Annotated in this window: 14 protein-coding genes, 1 tRNA gene and 2 pseudogenes; 13 read left to right on the forward strand and 4 right to left on the reverse strand. The window is 32.4% G+C overall.

Annotated features, from left to right (window positions below; all coding sequences use genetic code 11):
* The first annotated feature begins 16 nt into the window (after positions 1-16).
* Positions 17-370: an alcohol dehydrogenase catalytic domain-containing protein gene (locus tag JOP69_RS18775; RefSeq protein WP_368378171.1), complete on the forward strand. Its 354-nt coding sequence runs from the start codon at positions 17-19 to the stop codon at positions 368-370.
* 166 nt (positions 371-536) lie between these two features.
* On the forward strand, positions 537-959 hold the full coding sequence (locus JOP69_RS18780; protein ID WP_368378383.1) for a zinc-binding dehydrogenase: 423 nt from the start codon (positions 537-539) through the stop codon (positions 957-959).
* Positions 960-1,295: 336 nt separating this feature from the next.
* Here JOP69_RS18780 and JOP69_RS03245 read toward each other — a convergent pair whose 3' ends face one another.
* Positions 1,296-2,021 (reverse strand): bifunctional 2-polyprenyl-6-hydroxyphenol methylase/3-demethylubiquinol 3-O-methyltransferase UbiG, encoded by a 726-nt coding sequence (locus JOP69_RS03245; RefSeq protein ID WP_203395085.1) that lies wholly within the window; start codon positions 2,019-2,021, stop codon positions 1,296-1,298.
* Between the two features lie 219 nt (positions 2,022-2,240).
* On the opposite strand from JOP69_RS03245, the pseudogene JOP69_RS03250 reads away from it, so the two are divergent.
* Both JOP69_RS03250 and JOP69_RS03255 read left to right on the forward strand, forming a co-directional pair.
* Positions 2,241-3,752, forward strand: a pseudogene (locus tag JOP69_RS03250) (BCCT family transporter).
* A gap of 606 nt (positions 3,753-4,358) precedes the next feature.
* Positions 4,359-4,440, forward strand: a tRNA-Tyr gene (locus JOP69_RS03255).
* Positions 4,441-4,764: 324 nt separating this feature from the next.
* On the opposite strand, the pseudogene JOP69_RS03260 reads toward JOP69_RS03255, so the two are convergent.
* Positions 4,765-5,064: pseudogene (locus JOP69_RS03260) on the reverse strand (winged helix-turn-helix transcriptional regulator).
* Between the two features lie 341 nt (positions 5,065-5,405).
* Here JOP69_RS03260 and nfsB point away from each other — a divergent pair.
* From nfsB to JOP69_RS03305, 9 genes are all read left to right on the forward strand, one after another.
* Entirely contained in the window at positions 5,406-6,059 is a 654-nt protein-coding gene (gene nfsB, locus JOP69_RS03265) for an oxygen-insensitive NAD(P)H nitroreductase (protein ID WP_215602649.1), read from the forward strand.
* Positions 6,060-6,090: 31 nt separating this feature from the next.
* The gene (locus JOP69_RS03270) at positions 6,091-6,714 is read left to right on the forward strand and encodes a putative quinol monooxygenase (protein ID WP_203392508.1); all 624 of its coding nucleotides are present in this window, start codon (positions 6,091-6,093) and stop codon (positions 6,712-6,714) included.
* A gap of 32 nt (positions 6,715-6,746) precedes the next feature.
* Positions 6,747-7,601 carry an acetolactate decarboxylase gene (gene budA / locus JOP69_RS03275; RefSeq protein WP_203392507.1) on the forward strand — a complete coding sequence of 285 codons (855 nt, stop codon included), beginning with the start codon at positions 6,747-6,749 and terminating at the stop codon, positions 7,599-7,601.
* A gap of 7 nt (positions 7,602-7,608) precedes the next feature.
* Positions 7,609-9,180 (forward strand): carboxymuconolactone decarboxylase family protein, encoded by a 1,572-nt coding sequence (locus tag JOP69_RS03280; protein WP_203392506.1) that lies wholly within the window; start codon positions 7,609-7,611, stop codon positions 9,178-9,180.
* A gap of 154 nt (positions 9,181-9,334) precedes the next feature.
* Positions 9,335-9,853 (forward strand): ester cyclase, encoded by a 519-nt coding sequence (locus JOP69_RS03285; RefSeq protein ID WP_055445952.1) that lies wholly within the window; start codon positions 9,335-9,337, stop codon positions 9,851-9,853.
* A 39-nt stretch (positions 9,854-9,892) separates the two neighbouring features.
* Positions 9,893-10,834 (forward strand): NADP-dependent oxidoreductase, encoded by a 942-nt coding sequence (locus tag JOP69_RS03290; RefSeq protein WP_203392505.1) that lies wholly within the window; start codon positions 9,893-9,895, stop codon positions 10,832-10,834.
* A gap of 29 nt (positions 10,835-10,863) precedes the next feature.
* Entirely contained in the window at positions 10,864-11,490 is a 627-nt protein-coding gene (locus JOP69_RS03295) for a putative quinol monooxygenase (protein WP_203392504.1), read from the forward strand.
* A complete protein-coding gene (locus JOP69_RS03300; protein ID WP_203392503.1) occupies positions 11,487-13,325 on the forward strand; it encodes an antibiotic biosynthesis monooxygenase in 1,839 nt (612 codons plus the stop codon). The genes JOP69_RS03295 and JOP69_RS03300 overlap by 4 nt, the downstream gene beginning before the upstream one ends.
* 29 nt (positions 13,326-13,354) lie before the next feature.
* On the forward strand, positions 13,355-14,845 hold the full coding sequence (locus JOP69_RS03305) for an aldehyde dehydrogenase family protein (protein WP_203392502.1): 1,491 nt from the start codon (positions 13,355-13,357) through the stop codon (positions 14,843-14,845).
* A gap of 215 nt (positions 14,846-15,060) precedes the next feature.
* On the opposite strand, the gene JOP69_RS03310 is transcribed toward JOP69_RS03305, so the two are convergent.
* Positions 15,061-15,972, reverse strand: a complete 912-nt coding sequence (locus tag JOP69_RS03310; protein ID WP_203392501.1) for an AraC family transcriptional regulator — start codon at positions 15,970-15,972, stop codon at positions 15,061-15,063.
* Between the two features lie 6 nt (positions 15,973-15,978).
* A complete protein-coding gene (locus JOP69_RS03315) occupies positions 15,979-16,833 on the reverse strand; it encodes an SDR family NAD(P)-dependent oxidoreductase (RefSeq protein WP_203392500.1) in 855 nt (284 codons plus the stop codon).
* Positions 16,834-16,842: the final 9 nt, after the last annotated feature.

The raw sequence follows: 16,842 nt of genomic DNA on the forward strand, positions 1-16,842 counted from the left end.
TAAAAAACATACCAAAATGAAAGCAATATTATTAGAAAAAGCAGGAGGACCAGAAAACCTTCATTTAGCAGAAGTTAAAAAACCGAGTATAAAAGAGAACGAAGTATTAGTTGCTGTTAAAGCAATTTCGTTAAACCCAGCAGACGTAAAACCAAAGTACGCAGACGAGATGTTGAGTATGATGTACGGTAAAGAACGACCAATAATTTTAGGTTGGGATTTGGCAGGTACCGTTACGGAAATAGGATCAGAAGTTACTAATCTAAAAATAGGAGACAAAGTATTTGGGATGGTAAATTTTCCCGGTGTTGGTAATACGTATGCTGAGTTTGTTGCTGCGCCAGAAGCACATTTAGCTATCATGGCCTAATACTATTTCTTTTGTAGATGCTGCAGCAACTACGTTAGCGGCATTAACTGCCCTACAAATTTTATCAGGAAAAATTAATAAAGGTGATAAGGTTTTAATTCAAGCTGGTTCTGGTGGTGTTGGTCATTTTGCTATTCAAATTGCTAAAAGCTTCGGAGCGTATGTAATTACTACTGCTTCCGCAAAAAACAAAGATTTTGTATTGTCTATTGGTGCAGATGAAGCTATTGATTATCACTCACAAAAATTTGAAGAAGTTTTATCAGATATCGACTTTGTTTTAGACACACAAGGAGGTAAAGTTTTAGAAAATTCAGTAAAGGTTCTAAAAAATGGAGGAACCGTAATTACAACTGTTGCACCAGATGTATCTGAAGAAGTGAAAGCTTTAGCTGAAAAGGAAAACAAAACAATTGCTAACATTTTAGTGCATTCTAGTGCCGAAGATATGTACACCTTAAAAGGGATGTTAGAAAGCGGAGCTATTAAACCAAATATCTATAAAACTTTTGCATTTGAGGCTATGGCAGACGCACACAGAGAAGTTGAAAAAGGAAGAACAGTAGGTAAAGTGATTGTTACTTTATAAAATTAATATTATAAAAAATATTAAAGCTGTTTGTGAATATTACGAGTAATTTTTTTTAATTATACCAAATGAATTTAATCAATCATTTTGATGTTTATTTGTTATTATCATTCCAAAATTAATAAACGAAACCATTATCGCTAACCTTTTAGCTATAATGGTTTTTTTGAAAATACGCCCCGTGTAGATATGGACAGATCCTGCAGAACGCGTAACTAAAAAAACCAAACAATTAAATATACCTTTAATCATACTAAAAATTGGTTAAACTTTTTTATTGAATGATCAAATTATAGAAAATCAAGATTGGTGAAATAAAATGTTTTTTATTGACTATTACCAAGCTTCTACAACTAAAGCAGGACTCTCAACGGAATGTGGATCTTTATTAAAATTACCATAGAAATTAGAATGTTTAAAACCAGCCTTCTCTAATAAAAGAGCCATGTCTTTTTTTAATAATGGTAATAATTCAATACTATTTTCTATTATTTGTTGGGTAGTTTTTACTGTCAATCGTGTATTAAAATCAATTTTATTTTGAGGTTTTCGATACCTATAAGAACGTTCAAAAATGATTTCATCATTTTCTATTCGTGGTAATTCCTTAATATTTTTGGCAATAATTCTATCATAATTCACTATTTGTAGTAATAATTTTCCGTCAAAAGTGAGTGCTGTTTTTGCTTGTTCCAAAAAATCATTTATTTCAATTATTGAATTCAAATGAACTAAGGTATTTCCAAAGCAAATAATACCATTGATAGAATTTTTATCAATTGAAGTATCTAATTCAAGCATACTTAGTTGCTCAAATTGAATTGTATCAGAATTACTTTTCTTATTCTTAAGCGCTGTTTGTATCATTTCTGCATCCATATCAACACCAAGTACACTTTTATAGTATTTTATCAACTCAAAAGAAAGCGTTCCAATACCACAACCAACATCTAGTATTTTAGCATTATTTTCAGGTATTTTAGAGGTGATAAAATTAATTTGTGCTTCATTAATTTTAAAAATATGATGATAATACGGTGCTATTTGCTGATAAAAACTCATGATACTTATTTTGTAACCAAATATAGTTGTTCTAAAGTATTCAAAGTGCTTAATCTGTGAAGAATAAAAGCATCTTAATAACAGGAACAAATGAAGTCTCGGGCTTGAAACATTAAAGATTCTGGCTAAACAGAACAACACTTAAACAGTAATTGCATTTTTTAAGTAAGGATTCGTATTTAAAAACGAATCCTTATTTTTGCTTAAAATCAAGATTTAATGCTAAAATACATTCAAAAACACGTTATTTTATCTATTTCGGTAGGTATCATTTTTTTATGCACTTTAGTCGTATTTTTTGCCACCGAAGAAAGTTATAACGTAATTGAAAATACTTCTTTATGGGTTCGGAATTATTTTGGATACTTTTATTTATATCTAGGTTTTGGCTGTGTTGTGGCGCTTTTATTGATTTCATTTTCTAAATATGGAAGGATAAAATTGGGCAAACCAAACGCAGAGCCAGAATACTCACTTTGGTCTTGGATTGCCATGTTGTATAGTGCCGGAATGGGATCTGGAATTTTATTAAGAGCAGTACAAGAGCCTGTTTTTATGCAACAAAATCCGCCTTTTACTTCTAGTTTGCCCAATGAAATTGTTGCATTAGAATTTACATTTTATCAATGGGGAATTACCGCTTGGGCATTTTACGGATTATTTGCTGTTATTGTTGGGTATGCGCTTCATGTAAATAAAAAGAAAGTAAGAATTAGTGCTACCATAGAAGATCGAATTAAAAGTAAACCAATAAAAGGTGGCGTAGATATCATTACCATTATCACCACTATTTTTGGTTTAATTGCCGCTATTGGTTTAGGAACAACGCAGATTAACGGTGGGCTAAGTCATGTTTTTGATGCTGATTTCGGTATTACATCAACCATTCTATTATGCGTATTTATCTCAACAATTGCGTGTTATTCTGCTTGGAAAGGTGTGAATAAAGGAATCAAAATATTCTCGAATTTAAACATTATTGTCACTTTAATCATTTTGTTATTTGTCTTTTTTACGAGTGATGTAAAACGTATATTAAGTTCTTTTTTTACTGCTTTGTATCAATATATCATCGATTTTATACCGATGAGTTTGGCCATTGGTAATTACAATCCTGGTTTAGATTTTTTAACAGATTGGACTTTCTATTATTGGGCATTTTGGTTGGCTTGGGCACCTTTTACCGGTATTTTTATAGCACGTATTTCTAAAGGTAGAACCATAAGGCAACTACTTTTGGGTGTTTTAATTATTCCGAGTTTAGGAACCTTCTTTTGGTTTGCTTTTTTTGGATCTTCTGCATTTCATTTCATAGAAACTTGAGGAGTGTACAACAACCAATTTGGAAATGTATTTTCATCCATTTTTGTATTTTTTGAGCAGTATCCATTCGCTACATTTTTAAATATTACTTCTATTTTTCTATTAATCAGTTTTCTAATTACATCTGTAGATTCAGCCGTTTTTGTATTAAGTATGTTTACAGATAATGGCTCTAAAAACCCAAGTAAAACCCATCGTGTAATCTGGTCTGTTTTTATTTTACTGGCAACCATTGCTTTAATTCTTTTAGGTAATATTAAAGCCAGTGTAAATGTTTTAGAAGCGGTGCAACGTTTGTTAATTATTACTTCGTTACCGTTTTCGTTTTTCATAATCATAATGTTTGGCTTTTTTGTAAAAGTCCTTAGAAACAACCGATTAAAAACAAAAAAAATAGAGGAAGACTAAAACGGAAGCCTTCAATAAAACAGATTTTTTTTCAAAATTTTAAATTAAGCTATTATATCATTAAAACTTACAAGTGGTTTTAAATTCTTTAGAATAAGAAGAGAAAGCACACGAGAGCCTACTTTATAGATTCCTTTCTTTTAGTAGCTGTAATTTATATTCTCTTAATGTGGAAAAGTATCTTTAAATAAAAAGTCGATTTTACAATTGCAGCCACATATTACAAACTAAAAGATTGGTTCAAACCACAAAATAACGAGAGAAAAACACGTATTACACTGATTAACAATCTCGTAATTTCACATAATTAGCAGCGCACAATAGCCGGAAAGCACTATAGACAAAGGCCTTTATATCTAAACTCTATGACGACTTAATATACTATTGAAAAATATAATTGAAAAAAAATAAAATATTTTTAGGACATTTATTAAAACTTTGTATATTCGCAGACCTTTAGAAAAATAAGTGGTTTTTTATCACTAAAGCTGATGTATAGTAGCTAATTTATAATCAGTAAGTTGGAGATTTCGAGTCCTTTTTTAGACTCAATAGAACAACATATTATTAGAGGTATTTAGCTTATTCATTGAAATAATAAATAAAGGGGAGATACTCAAGCGGCCAACGAGGACGGACTGTAACTCCGTTGACTACGTCTTCGCAGGTTCGAATCCTGCTCTCCCCACAATTTATTTTTTTCAACGCTAAAATGAATTAAACTGCTTCTTAATTCAGATTCCATAAACTTAAACTCTTTTTCACCAATTCTAGGTTATAATTTTAAAAGTATTCAATTTATAAAACTATTCATTTTTGTTTTTAAAACCTTTGTGATATATACAAGTTCATGGTAAACTTAACAATACAAAATTATAAATAGTTATTTTGTACATATTAAAAGCTGGCAAGTGCAAAAGCTTACGAGGTTATATAGTTTATCATTCCGAAATGAGCCTTTTTAGCCGAATGAGGAATCTCATTTTAACTTCAAAATTGTTATAAACACATGCTATGATTCAATAAATTCTCCCTTCTCTTGAGCAACAGTAATTCCCCAATCAGTAATCATTTTAAGAATAGGTATTAAACCTTTTCCAAATTTTGTAAGCGCATATTCTACTTTTAAAGGAGGTTTTGTATAAAACGCCTTTCTAGAAATTATACCATCTGCTTCTAATTGCTTTAGTTGCAAACTTAATGTGCGCTCTGTAATACCAGGTATTTCTTTTCGTAATTAGTTATACCGTTTTTTGACACCTATTAAATGGGTAAGTATCACATTTTTCCATTTTCCGCCAATCAATTCCATAGCGGCACTTGTTGGACAAAAGGATATTTTATCGTTAACCTTAATTTTTGTTTTTTTTCAAACAGTTATTTTTTGTCCATTTCTATATAAATTTATAAAGTAACATACAAATACGTTATTCTTTTGTTGCTTACATAGAGTGCAATCTAATTAGCTTTAATTTAGTATGCAACTATATTTTTTATAGTTATTTTTTTATTTTTAAAAAACTTTAAATCAGTTAGTTAATAATTTATTTCATACTATACTTTACGACCGTTATTGCACAATACTTACACTATATATACCTTTGTCACTATAAAAATGATAGTATAACGAATCAACATATAAATATAACAAAAATGAATTTAACTGAAATTTTAAACAACCGCTATTCCGTAAAAGAATTTGATGCTACTAAAAAGATCTCAGATGCAGATTTTAAACAAGTAAAAGATTTATTACGTTTAAGTCCATCTAGTGTAAACTTACAACCTTGGCATTTTTTAATTGCAGATACTGCAGAAGGGAAAGCTCGTATTGCAAAAGGAACACAAGGATTTTTTCATTTTAATACACCTAAGGTTTTAGATGCCTCTCACGTAATTGTTATTGCTGCTCGTACAAATGCAGATGATGTTTATATGACTAGTATTTTAGAGCAAGAAGATAAAGATGGTCGTTTTGCTGCACAAGAATTTAAAGACCAAATGCACGGTGGACGTATGTTGTTTGCAGATATTCATAAATACGACCTTAAAGATTTACCACATTGGATGGAAAAACAAGTCTACTTAAATATGGGGTCTCTTTTATTAGGTGCTGCAGCTTTAGGCATAGACGCTTGCCCAATGGAAGGTGTAGATGTAAAAGCTTTAGATGAAGAATTCGGCTTACGCGAAAAAGGATATACGGCTTTAGCAGTTGTGTCTTTAGGTTATAGAAAAGACACCGATTTCAATGCTAAACTTCCAAAATCTAGATTTTCAGAAGAAACCATAATTACCAAATTATAAAATAAACGAGAACACTATAAAAAATCATATTATGAAAAGCACCATAGTAAAATTTACAGCAAAACCAGAACACGCAACTAGTTTTGCAGCAACCTTAAAAGAAGCACAAGCAGCAACGCAAAAAGAAGCTGGCAATAAAGAAATTAAAGTATTTGTATCTAAATCAGATGCCAATGTATTTTTTGTTTACGAACGTTGGGCAGATAAAGCAGCAATAACTTCTCACGATAATGAGCCACACACAAAAAAGTTAATGGAAGTAGGGCAAACAGCATTAGCAAGTGCGCCAGATTTTTATTTCTTAGGTGATACCAACCCGTTACCAGAAAGAACTAAATCTACAAACCCAGAAGACGAAGTATTTATTATTTTCTTCATTTTTAAATTGAAAGATGGTTATAAAGCACAACTTTTAAATCAGTTTGAAGACCACATTACACATACCAGAAAAGAGGAAAAAGGAAACATTCTTTTTGATCTATACACAGTAGACGACCAAGAAGACACATTGGCTGTATATGAACATTGGAGAAAAGAATCTGATGTGTGGGACATTCACTTTCACCAACCGTACGCAGAAAAAACAGGTAAACTTATGGAAGAAGCTGTAATTGGTGATTTAAAGCAATATATGAATTTCGTTAAAGAAATTTAATACTCATTAACCTTCAACTAAAAACTACTATTATGAAAAAACTAATACTACTATTTTCGTTGGCGCTTTTAGCAAGCTGCGGAAATGAGACTAAAAAAGAAGCAATGTCAACTTCGGAAGAAGCGCACGGACATTCACATTCTCAGGATACGGACAAACACGGTTTGGCGCCTCATACCGAAAATACCATTCACCAATATGCACCAACGGTTGCCTTATTAAATAGTATTTATGAAGGTAATATTACGCCACAACAAATGGTACAGCAAGGTAATATTGGTATTGGAACCGTAAATCATTTGGCTGGAGAGCTGGTTGCTGTAGACGGAGTGGTCTATACGATTGATGCCGAAGGCGGAATCGCAGAAGCACCAGACGATTTAGAATCACCAAATATGACGATGATAAACTTTCAACCGAAACAAACCGTAACTGTTGAAAATATTGAGTCTTATGAAGATTTAACTAGAGAGCTTCAAAAATATTCAACCTCTAAAAATAGTTTTTACGCGTATAGAATTAAAGGTGAATTTAAGCACTTAAAAATGGCTTCTGCCCATAAAGTAGAGAATGAAGATGTGTCTTTATTTGAATATTTAGATACACGTGTAATGTATACTAGAGACAACATTAAGGGGACTTTGGTAGGTTTATTTACACCAGATTATCTAGGAAACATCGTTATTCCAGGAATGCATTTTCACTTTTTATCAGACGATATAAAATTGGGCGGACATTTAGAGGATATCAAATTTGATAAGCTTTCTATTGAAATTCAAGAAGTAAATCAAGTGAATTTACAACTTCCAGAAACTGAAAAATTCAGGAATAAAGATTTAAAACAAGGTGCAGCACCAAAGGCTACAGCTAAACAAAACGGAAAATAATAATATTATGAAAAAGCACATAATATTAGTTTTAGCATTGTTTTTTTCTTTTACAACTATTGCGCAAAACACAAAAGAAGACAACTATAAAACAGGTGTAAAAATTGTAAACGAGGTAAATGGCGATGGCGCTTCAAAAGGTTTGGAAGCCGCTTTTAAAAGCGTGTCTCCAGATATGGCAGATTATATTATTCGTTATGGTTTTGGAGAAATTTATAGCAGACCGGGTTTAGATTTTAAGACAAAAGAATTACTAATAATAGCTAGTCTTACTACACAAGCCAATGCAAAATCGCAATTAAAGTCGCATATGAAGGCTGCACTTAACCTTGGTGTAACTCCAAATGAGATTTCTGAAACGATGATTTTGTTGAGTCTCTATACTGGTTTTCCGGCTGCAAACAATGGAATCTTTGCTTTGAAAGAAGTTTTAGATGAAACCAATTATTTGGCGACTACAAAAGTTAATTCTTCTAATGAATTAATTAAAAACTGGGAATTAGAGGGTTTTGCTATGCCAGAGTCTATAGTAGCTTCTCCAACTGAAGATTGGTTGTATGTTTCTAACGTAAATCAGAATGAAAAAGGATATATAAGCCGAATTACAAAGGATGGTAAAGTAGATAATTATAAATGGGTTACAGGGTTAAACAACCCTGCTGGTATAGCTTTATACCAAGACAATTTGTTTGTAGGTGATGGTAAGGAACTTCATATAATTGATGTAAAAAAAGGTAAGCTGATAAATAGCTTTACATCAACAGATGTGGTTTCATTAAATGATGTTGTAGTTTCTAAAACTGGACAGGTTTTTATCTCTGATATTGCGGGCGGAAAAATTTTCACTTTAGAAAATAACAAACTAGTAGTTTGGTTTCAAACACCAGAAATTAAACATCCAAACGGAATTTTCATCCAAGATGATAATTTAATTATTGCTGATTTTGGTGCAGAATTATCATTAGAGTTAACTCCAGATAAGTATGGTAGTTTATATAAAGTCAACCTAAAAGACAAAACAGCTGCGATGATTAAAAGTGCGTATCAATTAGGTGCTTTAGATGGTTTAGCAGCAGTTAAAGATGGATTTTTAGTTACAGGTGGTACGGTTAGCGATTTGTTTTTTATTAACGATAATGCCAAAAAGTTAATTGGAACTTTTCCAAAAGGTTTAGCAGATATAAGTATTCTAGGCAATACACTATACGCTCCAATTCTCTTTAGTAATAAAATTGAAGCTTTTTCAGTTCCGAATAATTTGGTTTCTAGCGAGACTATTGATGATAACTGGCATCGAATTAAAACAAAAGAGGAGTATTTAAAATTAGCTGCCGATAATTTTTACGGTGATAAAGAAGGTACATCTGTAGCTTCTCACGACGGACAAATATTTGGAGTCTTTGGCGGAAAAACACTAACGGGAACTTGGGATTGGAAAGATACTTTCTTTACGCGTACAAGTAAAATTGGCGATTTGGATTTGGGTTATGACGAAATTGTAATCGAAGTAAATGCTGCACAGATGCGATTGACCTTAAAACAAGGTAAAGGGATGACTGTGGTTTACGATAAAAAATAATATTCGGCTTGTTAATTAAATCATAAAATATTGATATTAAATAAATTACGGACACAATACACCATTAAAGGTACATTATTTACCATTACTAAACTACAAGACATTTATAGATTTGTAGTGTCATTAAAATTAACAAATAACTAAAATTAAAATTATGAAAAAAGTACAACTAACAGTAGTCTTAATTGGTGCTATCTTATTAGCATCTTGTTCTGATAATTCTGGGGAATTAAAAAAATTAAATGAAAACATTACAAATTTGGAATCTAAAATAGAAGTTCAAAATCAGGAGCAAGCGACTTTAGAGGCAAACAAAAAAGTAGTAACAGATTTTTATCAAGACCTCTTCGGAAACCAGAATTATCAAAACATAGATAAATATGTTGGTCCAGTTTACATTCAGCACAACCCTAATGTTGCAGATGGTAGAGAAGCGCTTAAAGAAATGTTACCTATTTGGTTAAAAGATGCTCCTAAATTTAAACTCAACTTCAATCTTATTGTTGCAGAAAAAGACCTAGTTTTTGTACAAGTAATTACAAATAAAGAAGGTGATAGAACCTCTACAATGGATGTTTTTAGAATTACAGACGGTAAAATTTCTGAACATTGGGATGCGTTTAACACCTTCAATAAAGGAGATAAATCTGCGAACGATAATCCTTTATTTTAATCAAATTCATCAAATATAATTTTTTTAAAAACACACATTATGAAAGCAATAGTATTAGAAAAAGCAGGAGGACCAGAAAACCTTCATTTAGCAGAAGTAGAAAAGCCAAGCATAAAAGAAAACGAAGTGTTAGTTGCTGTTAAAGCAATTTCATTAAACCCTGCAGATGTAAAGCCAAAGTACGCTGACAAAATGTTGGATTCAATGTACGGTAAAAATCGTCCAGTTATTTTAGGATGGGATATTGCAGGAACAGTAACTGAGGCTGGTACAGCCGTTACCGATTTTAAAGTAGGTGATACTGTTTTTGGGATGGTAAACTTTCCTGGAGCAGGTAAAGCATACGCAGAATTTGTTGCAGCTCCAGAAGCTCATTTAGCACTTATGCCAAGCAACGTTTCTTTTGAAGAAGCTGCTGCGACCACTTTGGCTGCTTTAACGGCATTACAAATTTTAGAAGGAAAAATAAATAAAGGCGATAAAGTTTTAATACAAGCAGGTTCTGGTGGTGTTGGTCATTTTGCAATTCAAATAGCAAAGAGTTTTGGTGCGTATGTTATTGCAACTGCATCAGCTAAAAACAAAGATTTCATACTGTCTATTGGTGCAGATGAAGCTATAGATTATCACACACAAAAATTTGAAGAAATCTTATCTGATATCGACTTTGTATTAGATACTCAAGGTGGTCAAGTATTAGTGAACTCCACTAAGGTTTTAAAAGATGGAGGAACAGTAATTACCACTTTTGGTATGGATATGCCCGAGGAAGCTAAAGCTATAGCAGAGAAAGAAAACAAAACGGTTTCTAATATTTTAGTGCATTCTAGCGCTAAAGATATGAACACCTTAAAAGGAATGTTAGAAAGTGGTGCTATTAAACCAAACATCTATAAAACGTTTGCTTTTGAAGATATGGCAGACGCACATAGAGAAGTAGAAAAAGGAAGAACAGTAGGTAAAGTGATTGTTACTCTTTAGAATTAATCAATAATTTAAAATCAAGTAAGATGATAAAAGTTATAGGTCAATTTGAAGTAAAACCAGCATTCCGTTCTCAATTTAAAGAGGCTTTAATGACTGTAAAAAAGGGAAGTGCTACAGAACCAGGATGTTTGGGAATTCGCTTGTTTGAAGATAAGCAAAACCCTAATATGTTTTTTGGATATGAATTGTTTACAGGAGAAGAGGCTGTGGCATTTCATCGTTCTCAACCCTACGAACTAAAACTAGCAGAATTAGCAAATGAAGCACTTGTAAATCCACCTAAAGCTTATGTTTTGATTGGTGAAGTTTCCGAAGAAAAAGGAGTTGAAGAGTTTAGAAGTACTGCAAATTCAGCAGAACTACGTGTTATTGCTTTGTTTGATATTAAAGCTGATGAAAACATAAAACTGATCGCACAATACGAGAAGCAAATTCCGAATGTGCGAGCACAAGATGATTGTGTTTCTTTCAATGCATATACGGTTTTAGAAAATCCAAATCAGTTAGTGGTTATTGAGGAATGGAAAACGCAAGAATTTGCACAGAAATTTTCTACAACAGATTCACTTTCTATGGAAACAGGTAAAGTGTTATCAGAAACATTAGAACGTCCTATTCCAGAATATTTACATCAAGTAAACGAGATATGAAAAATTCAATTTACACAATAGTAGTACTGCTAGTCATTGTATTAGCAGGATGTAAGGACCAAGAAGTGCCAAAAGATTCAACAGATAAAGAAAGTGAGGAGCTAATTACTAACGATTTTTCTGTAGCTATAAAATGGGAATTAGACGGGTTTAAAATGCCGGAATCTGTGTATGCCTCACCAAATCATAAATGGTTGTATGTTTCTAACACCAATGGTGCAGCACCTGGTTTTATAAGTCGCGTTTCTAAAGATGGAGTAATTGACAACCTTAATTGGACTACCGGATTAACAGCTCCTACAGGTTCTGATATTTATAAAAACACCTTGTATGTTGCCGACCAAAAGCAAGTGCATCTTATAAATCTAGATAACGGAAGTATCATAAAAAGTTACACAGACAACGAAGCTGGTTCACTAAATGATTTAGCAATAAACCAGAAAACAGGACAAGTTTTTATTTCTGATGTTCCTGGCGGTAAAATTTACACCATCGAGAATGACAAATTAGTGGTGTGGTTACAGTCGGATAAAATTCCGTTTCCGAATGGTGTTTTTGTAGAAAACAACACGTTGGTTGTTGCTAATTACGGATTAGAAAATGGAGAAGGATTAATACGAAAAGAATGGAAACCTGAAGATTTTGGTTCATTATATAACATTGATATCACTTCTAAAAAGGTAACGTTAATTACTTCTTCAAATAAAAAAGGAGTGTTTGATGGTGTTACATCTTTTAACGGTGTTTTACTTGCCAGCAGTAACCCAACAGGACAATTATTTACGTTTGATGGTGATAAAAGCTATTTAATTGATGCGTCTTCCAAAGGAATTGCAGACATTAATACGGATGGTAAAATCATTTATGCACCTTATATTTTCGATAATAAATTGATTGCCTACCAGCCCGTTTCTTGGGATAGAATTACTACTAAAGAAGGTTATATAGAAAAAGGAGCCGACAATTATTATGGTGATGAAGGCGGAACTTCTATTGCGACTAGCGATGGAATTATTAAAGGGAATTTTGGTGGACAAGAATTGAAAGGGACTTGGAATTGGGAAGGTGAATATTTCTGTAGAACAAGTACTCTAGGAACGATGGATTTAGGTTCAGACTGTATTCAGATTGATGTTACAGATACTAAAATGCGTTTAATTTTAAATAAAGGAACAGGGATGTCTGTGGTTTATGATAAAAAGAAAGACCCAGAAATTACCATTTTATCAACTTTTAAAATAAAATCGGACAAGATTGATTTGTTTAAAAAGGAAATGCTAGAGAATCAAGAGGTGGTGCGTAAAGAGGCTGGAACTTTAGAGATGAAGTTGTTTCAAGATAAAAACAATCCAGAAATTTTTTTGGTCTTCGGAATAAATGAAGGAGAAAAGACTTTAGAATCTCATACGGAAGCAGTAGACAAAAGAGGAATTGCAGATCGCGTAAAATCGGCTTTAATTGAAGCGCCTAAAACATTGTTTTTAAATAACGAAAAACCGTTGCCAACTAATGATTTTAGTCAAATTAAAGTGGACAATAATGAAGTGCTATTGTTTTTCATTTTTGAAATTAAAGAAGGCTATAAAGAAGAGTTTGTGAAACAATTAATAAAGCACACAGAACTTACCAGACAAGAAGAAGGCAACATCCGTTTTGATTTTTACAGCATTAAAGGAAAAGAAAATTCTTTTGCATTGCAACAACGTTGGAAAAATGATGAAGCTGGTGTTACCCACAGAAAACAATCGTATACACAGGTTACAGATAAATTAATGAAAGAGGCTATTATAGCATCTTCGCAGCAAGAATTTTTTGTGAATCAGATTGAAAAATAGAAAAAATTAATTAAGAAAACATACCAAAAATGAAAACACAAGAAGAATTACCTAATTACACCAAAAAAATATTTGTTGGTGGCGGATGGAAAGATGGAAAAGGACCAGTAATAAAAGATATAAATCCTTGGAATCAAGAGGAGTTATTCTCTTTAAACGGTGCTACGGAAGATGATGTAAATGAAGCTTTTGAAACAGCTGCAATTGCACAAAAAAAATGGGCTGCAGTATTACCTCCAGAAAAGAGCAGAATGATGCAGAAACTAGCTACGGTTGTTAGAAATCGTAAGCAAGAGTTTGCAGAATGGGCACGAAAAGAAGTCGGTGCAACCTTAGCTAAAGGTTATTTTGAAGCCGAATTAGTAGCTAGTGTTTTTGAAAGTGCTGTGCATTTACCATTATTAGTTGAAGGTAAAATTTTACCGAGAGATATTGAAGGAAAAGAATCCATTGCAGTTAGAAAACCATTAGGCGTAATTGGTTTAATTTCACCTTGGAATTTCCCTGGACAATTAACTGCGCGTACTTTAGGACCTGCCTTAGCAGTAGGTAATGCAGTGGTTTTAAAACCAGCATCAACTTCTATAGTTACTGGAGGATTAATTTTTGCTTCGTTTTTAGAAGAAGCAGGTTTCCCAAAAGGGTTATTAAGTGTGTTACCTGGTGGCGGAAGCACTATTGGGACAGCAATTACAAAGCATCCAATTTCAAAATTAATTTCTTTTACAGGTTCAACTCCCGTTGGTCGTCAAGTAGGAATAAATGCGTTGAGTGCTGATATCATTAAAAATATCGAATTAGAATTGGGTGGTAACAGTCCGTTTGTAGTATTGGAAGATGCAGATATTGATCAAGCTGTTGAGGCTGCTGCTTGGGGTAAATTTATGAATCAAGGTCAGATTTGTATGGCTATAAACAGAATAATCGTAGAAGATAAAGTCTATGACGAATTCACAGAGAAGTTTATCGCCAAAGTAAAAACCTTAAAACGTTTAGATATGAATGATCCTGACACATTTGTAGGACCAATCATAGATCAAGCACAATTTGACACCGTTAAAAACTTAATAGACGAATCTAAAGCACAGGGTTATAAAATGGCTTTAGGAGGTGAAGCAGATGGCTTACATATGCCTCCACACGTTTTTGTAGATACAGATGAAAACTGTCCGTTATTCAAACACGAGATTTTTGGACCAGCAGTTTCTATTACACGTGCTAAAGATATGGAAGACGCATTGCGTTTAGCCAATGCTACAGATTTTGGTTTGTCTAGTTCTGTATTTACACAAGACGAAGCAAAAGGAATGGCGTTTGCACAAGGTATTGAAGCTGGTATGACACATATTAATGATCAACCTGTAAATGATAGTGCTTATGCACCATTCGGTGGTGTTAAAAATTCTGGTTTAGGTCGTTTTAATGGTCAATGGGGTGTAAAATCGTTTACTGTTGCACATTGGATTACCATTCAAAAAACACCAAGAAAATACCCGTTTAAAGCTTCTGATTTTCAATAGAATTTTTATTCGTTTAATTTTTAATGCTGAGATTAATATTTATTATTCTCAGCATTTCTTGTATTATAAAGCGAAAAAAACTCATCTGTTTTAAAGTAGATAGCACAAATAAAACAACTATGTAGCAGCAAGTTCAGAACCATTAATCCCTTTTTTTAAATAATAGTATTGTAGCTTCTTTTTATGAGATGCCTATTGTAATTGTATGAATCAATTTAGTTTAAAGACCGGAAATCACTCGGATTTAATTGTGTTTTCTTTTTAAAAAGAGTGCTAAAATACTGAGGATATTCAAAACCTAAATCATAAGCTATTTCGCTAACGCTCTTGTTTGAATTTAAAAGTGTGTTTTTAGCTTTTGATATTATAACCTCATGTATATGGCTTTGTGCACTTCTGCCAGTTTCCTTTTTTAGTAATTCCGTTAAATATTTTGGTGACATATTTAAAGCTTCAGCTAAATATTGAACAGAAGGTACTCCATCTGCTTTCAACTGTTCAGAATTGCAATACGAGGTTAGTAGTTTTTCAAACTCACTCACTTTATCTGTATTAAAAACAGAACGTGTAAAAAACTGACGGTCATAATAACGCGTAGCATAACTTAAAATCAATTCTATAGTAGAAACAATTACATTTTGACTGTGTCTATCTATATTTTGAGAATATTCGGATTCAATTTTATCAACCAATATTTTTATTTCGTTGCGTTCTTTTTCAGAAAGATGTAGAGCTTCATGAAGGTTGTATGAAAAGAATTCGTATGACTTCATTTTAGATGAAAGCGAAGAATGGCGAATTAAATCAGGATGGAAAAATAACATCCAACCCTGATTATTTTCACTCATTTCTTCATCTCCAGGAGAAATAACTTGACCAGGCTCAATAAACATCATTGTACCACTTTCAAAATCAAACTTGTTTCTGCCATAGCTAAACCCTTTCAAATCAATATCTTTTACAGCAATAGAGTATAAGTTGATTATAAAGTTTTCATTATTAAAACGCTTCTTAATTTTAGGATCGTTTAAATGTATTACAGATACTAATGGGTGATTTGGTGAGTCTACATTAAAAATAGCATTCACTTCACTAATGGTATCAATAGTTATAAAGTCTGGTTTCATTTGTTATTAGATATAATTTGCTATCATTTTTTCGGTTTCTAATCGTAGTCGTTTTTGTGCTTGCTCATCCATAATAGGTTTCCAAACTTTTCCGACTTTTTTATTACTAACGTATTCCGAATTAAGTTTTTTAGCTTCTTCGTCAAATAGCAACCATAGATAAACATCTTTTGCTTTTTCCGGAGTAATACCCATAAATATCGGAAGAATTTTTGTCAACACGTTCATTGGGAAAGGCATTTTTTTTCCTTTTATTAATCCAGATGTTACAAAACCTGGATGAATTGTATTGACTCTCACATTTGTATTCTGTAATTGTTTTGCTAAATCAAACGTATGAGAAATCATTAAATGTTTGGAATGTTCGTAAACAAAAGGACCCTCAAAACCTTTTTTATCAAAATTAAAATCGTCCCAATTAATAGCTCTTTTATGACCACTAGACCCTGTGTTAATTATTTGCGCATCTCCTTTTTCTGCAGCCGTACTTATTACTATTGGACTCAGATATTTGTTAAGAAGGTAAGTAGATAAATAATTAGTGGCTAATGTCTTCTCAAAACCTTCAGAGGTTATTTCTTTATCGTAATAATAAGCACCTGCATTATTGATCAAGTAATCTATTTGGTCAAAATCAGTAATAATCTCTTTTGCTATCTTTTTAGTTTGCGCTAAAGATGATAAGTCCGCTTGATAAATGTGTATCTGATTAGCAGTAGCGTTAGGTAGCTTTGTTAAGGCAGTTAACTTCTCTTTATTCCTTCCTATGATTCCAATTTTATAGTCGCCTTTTTTTATTAACGCTTCAACAAGTGCTTTTCCTATGCCATTTGTAGCACCAGATATAATAATGTTTTCCATTTTTGATTG

The organism is Polaribacter sp. Q13, from assembly GCF_016858305.2.
Lineage (GTDB): Bacteria > Bacteroidota > Bacteroidia > Flavobacteriales > Flavobacteriaceae > Polaribacter.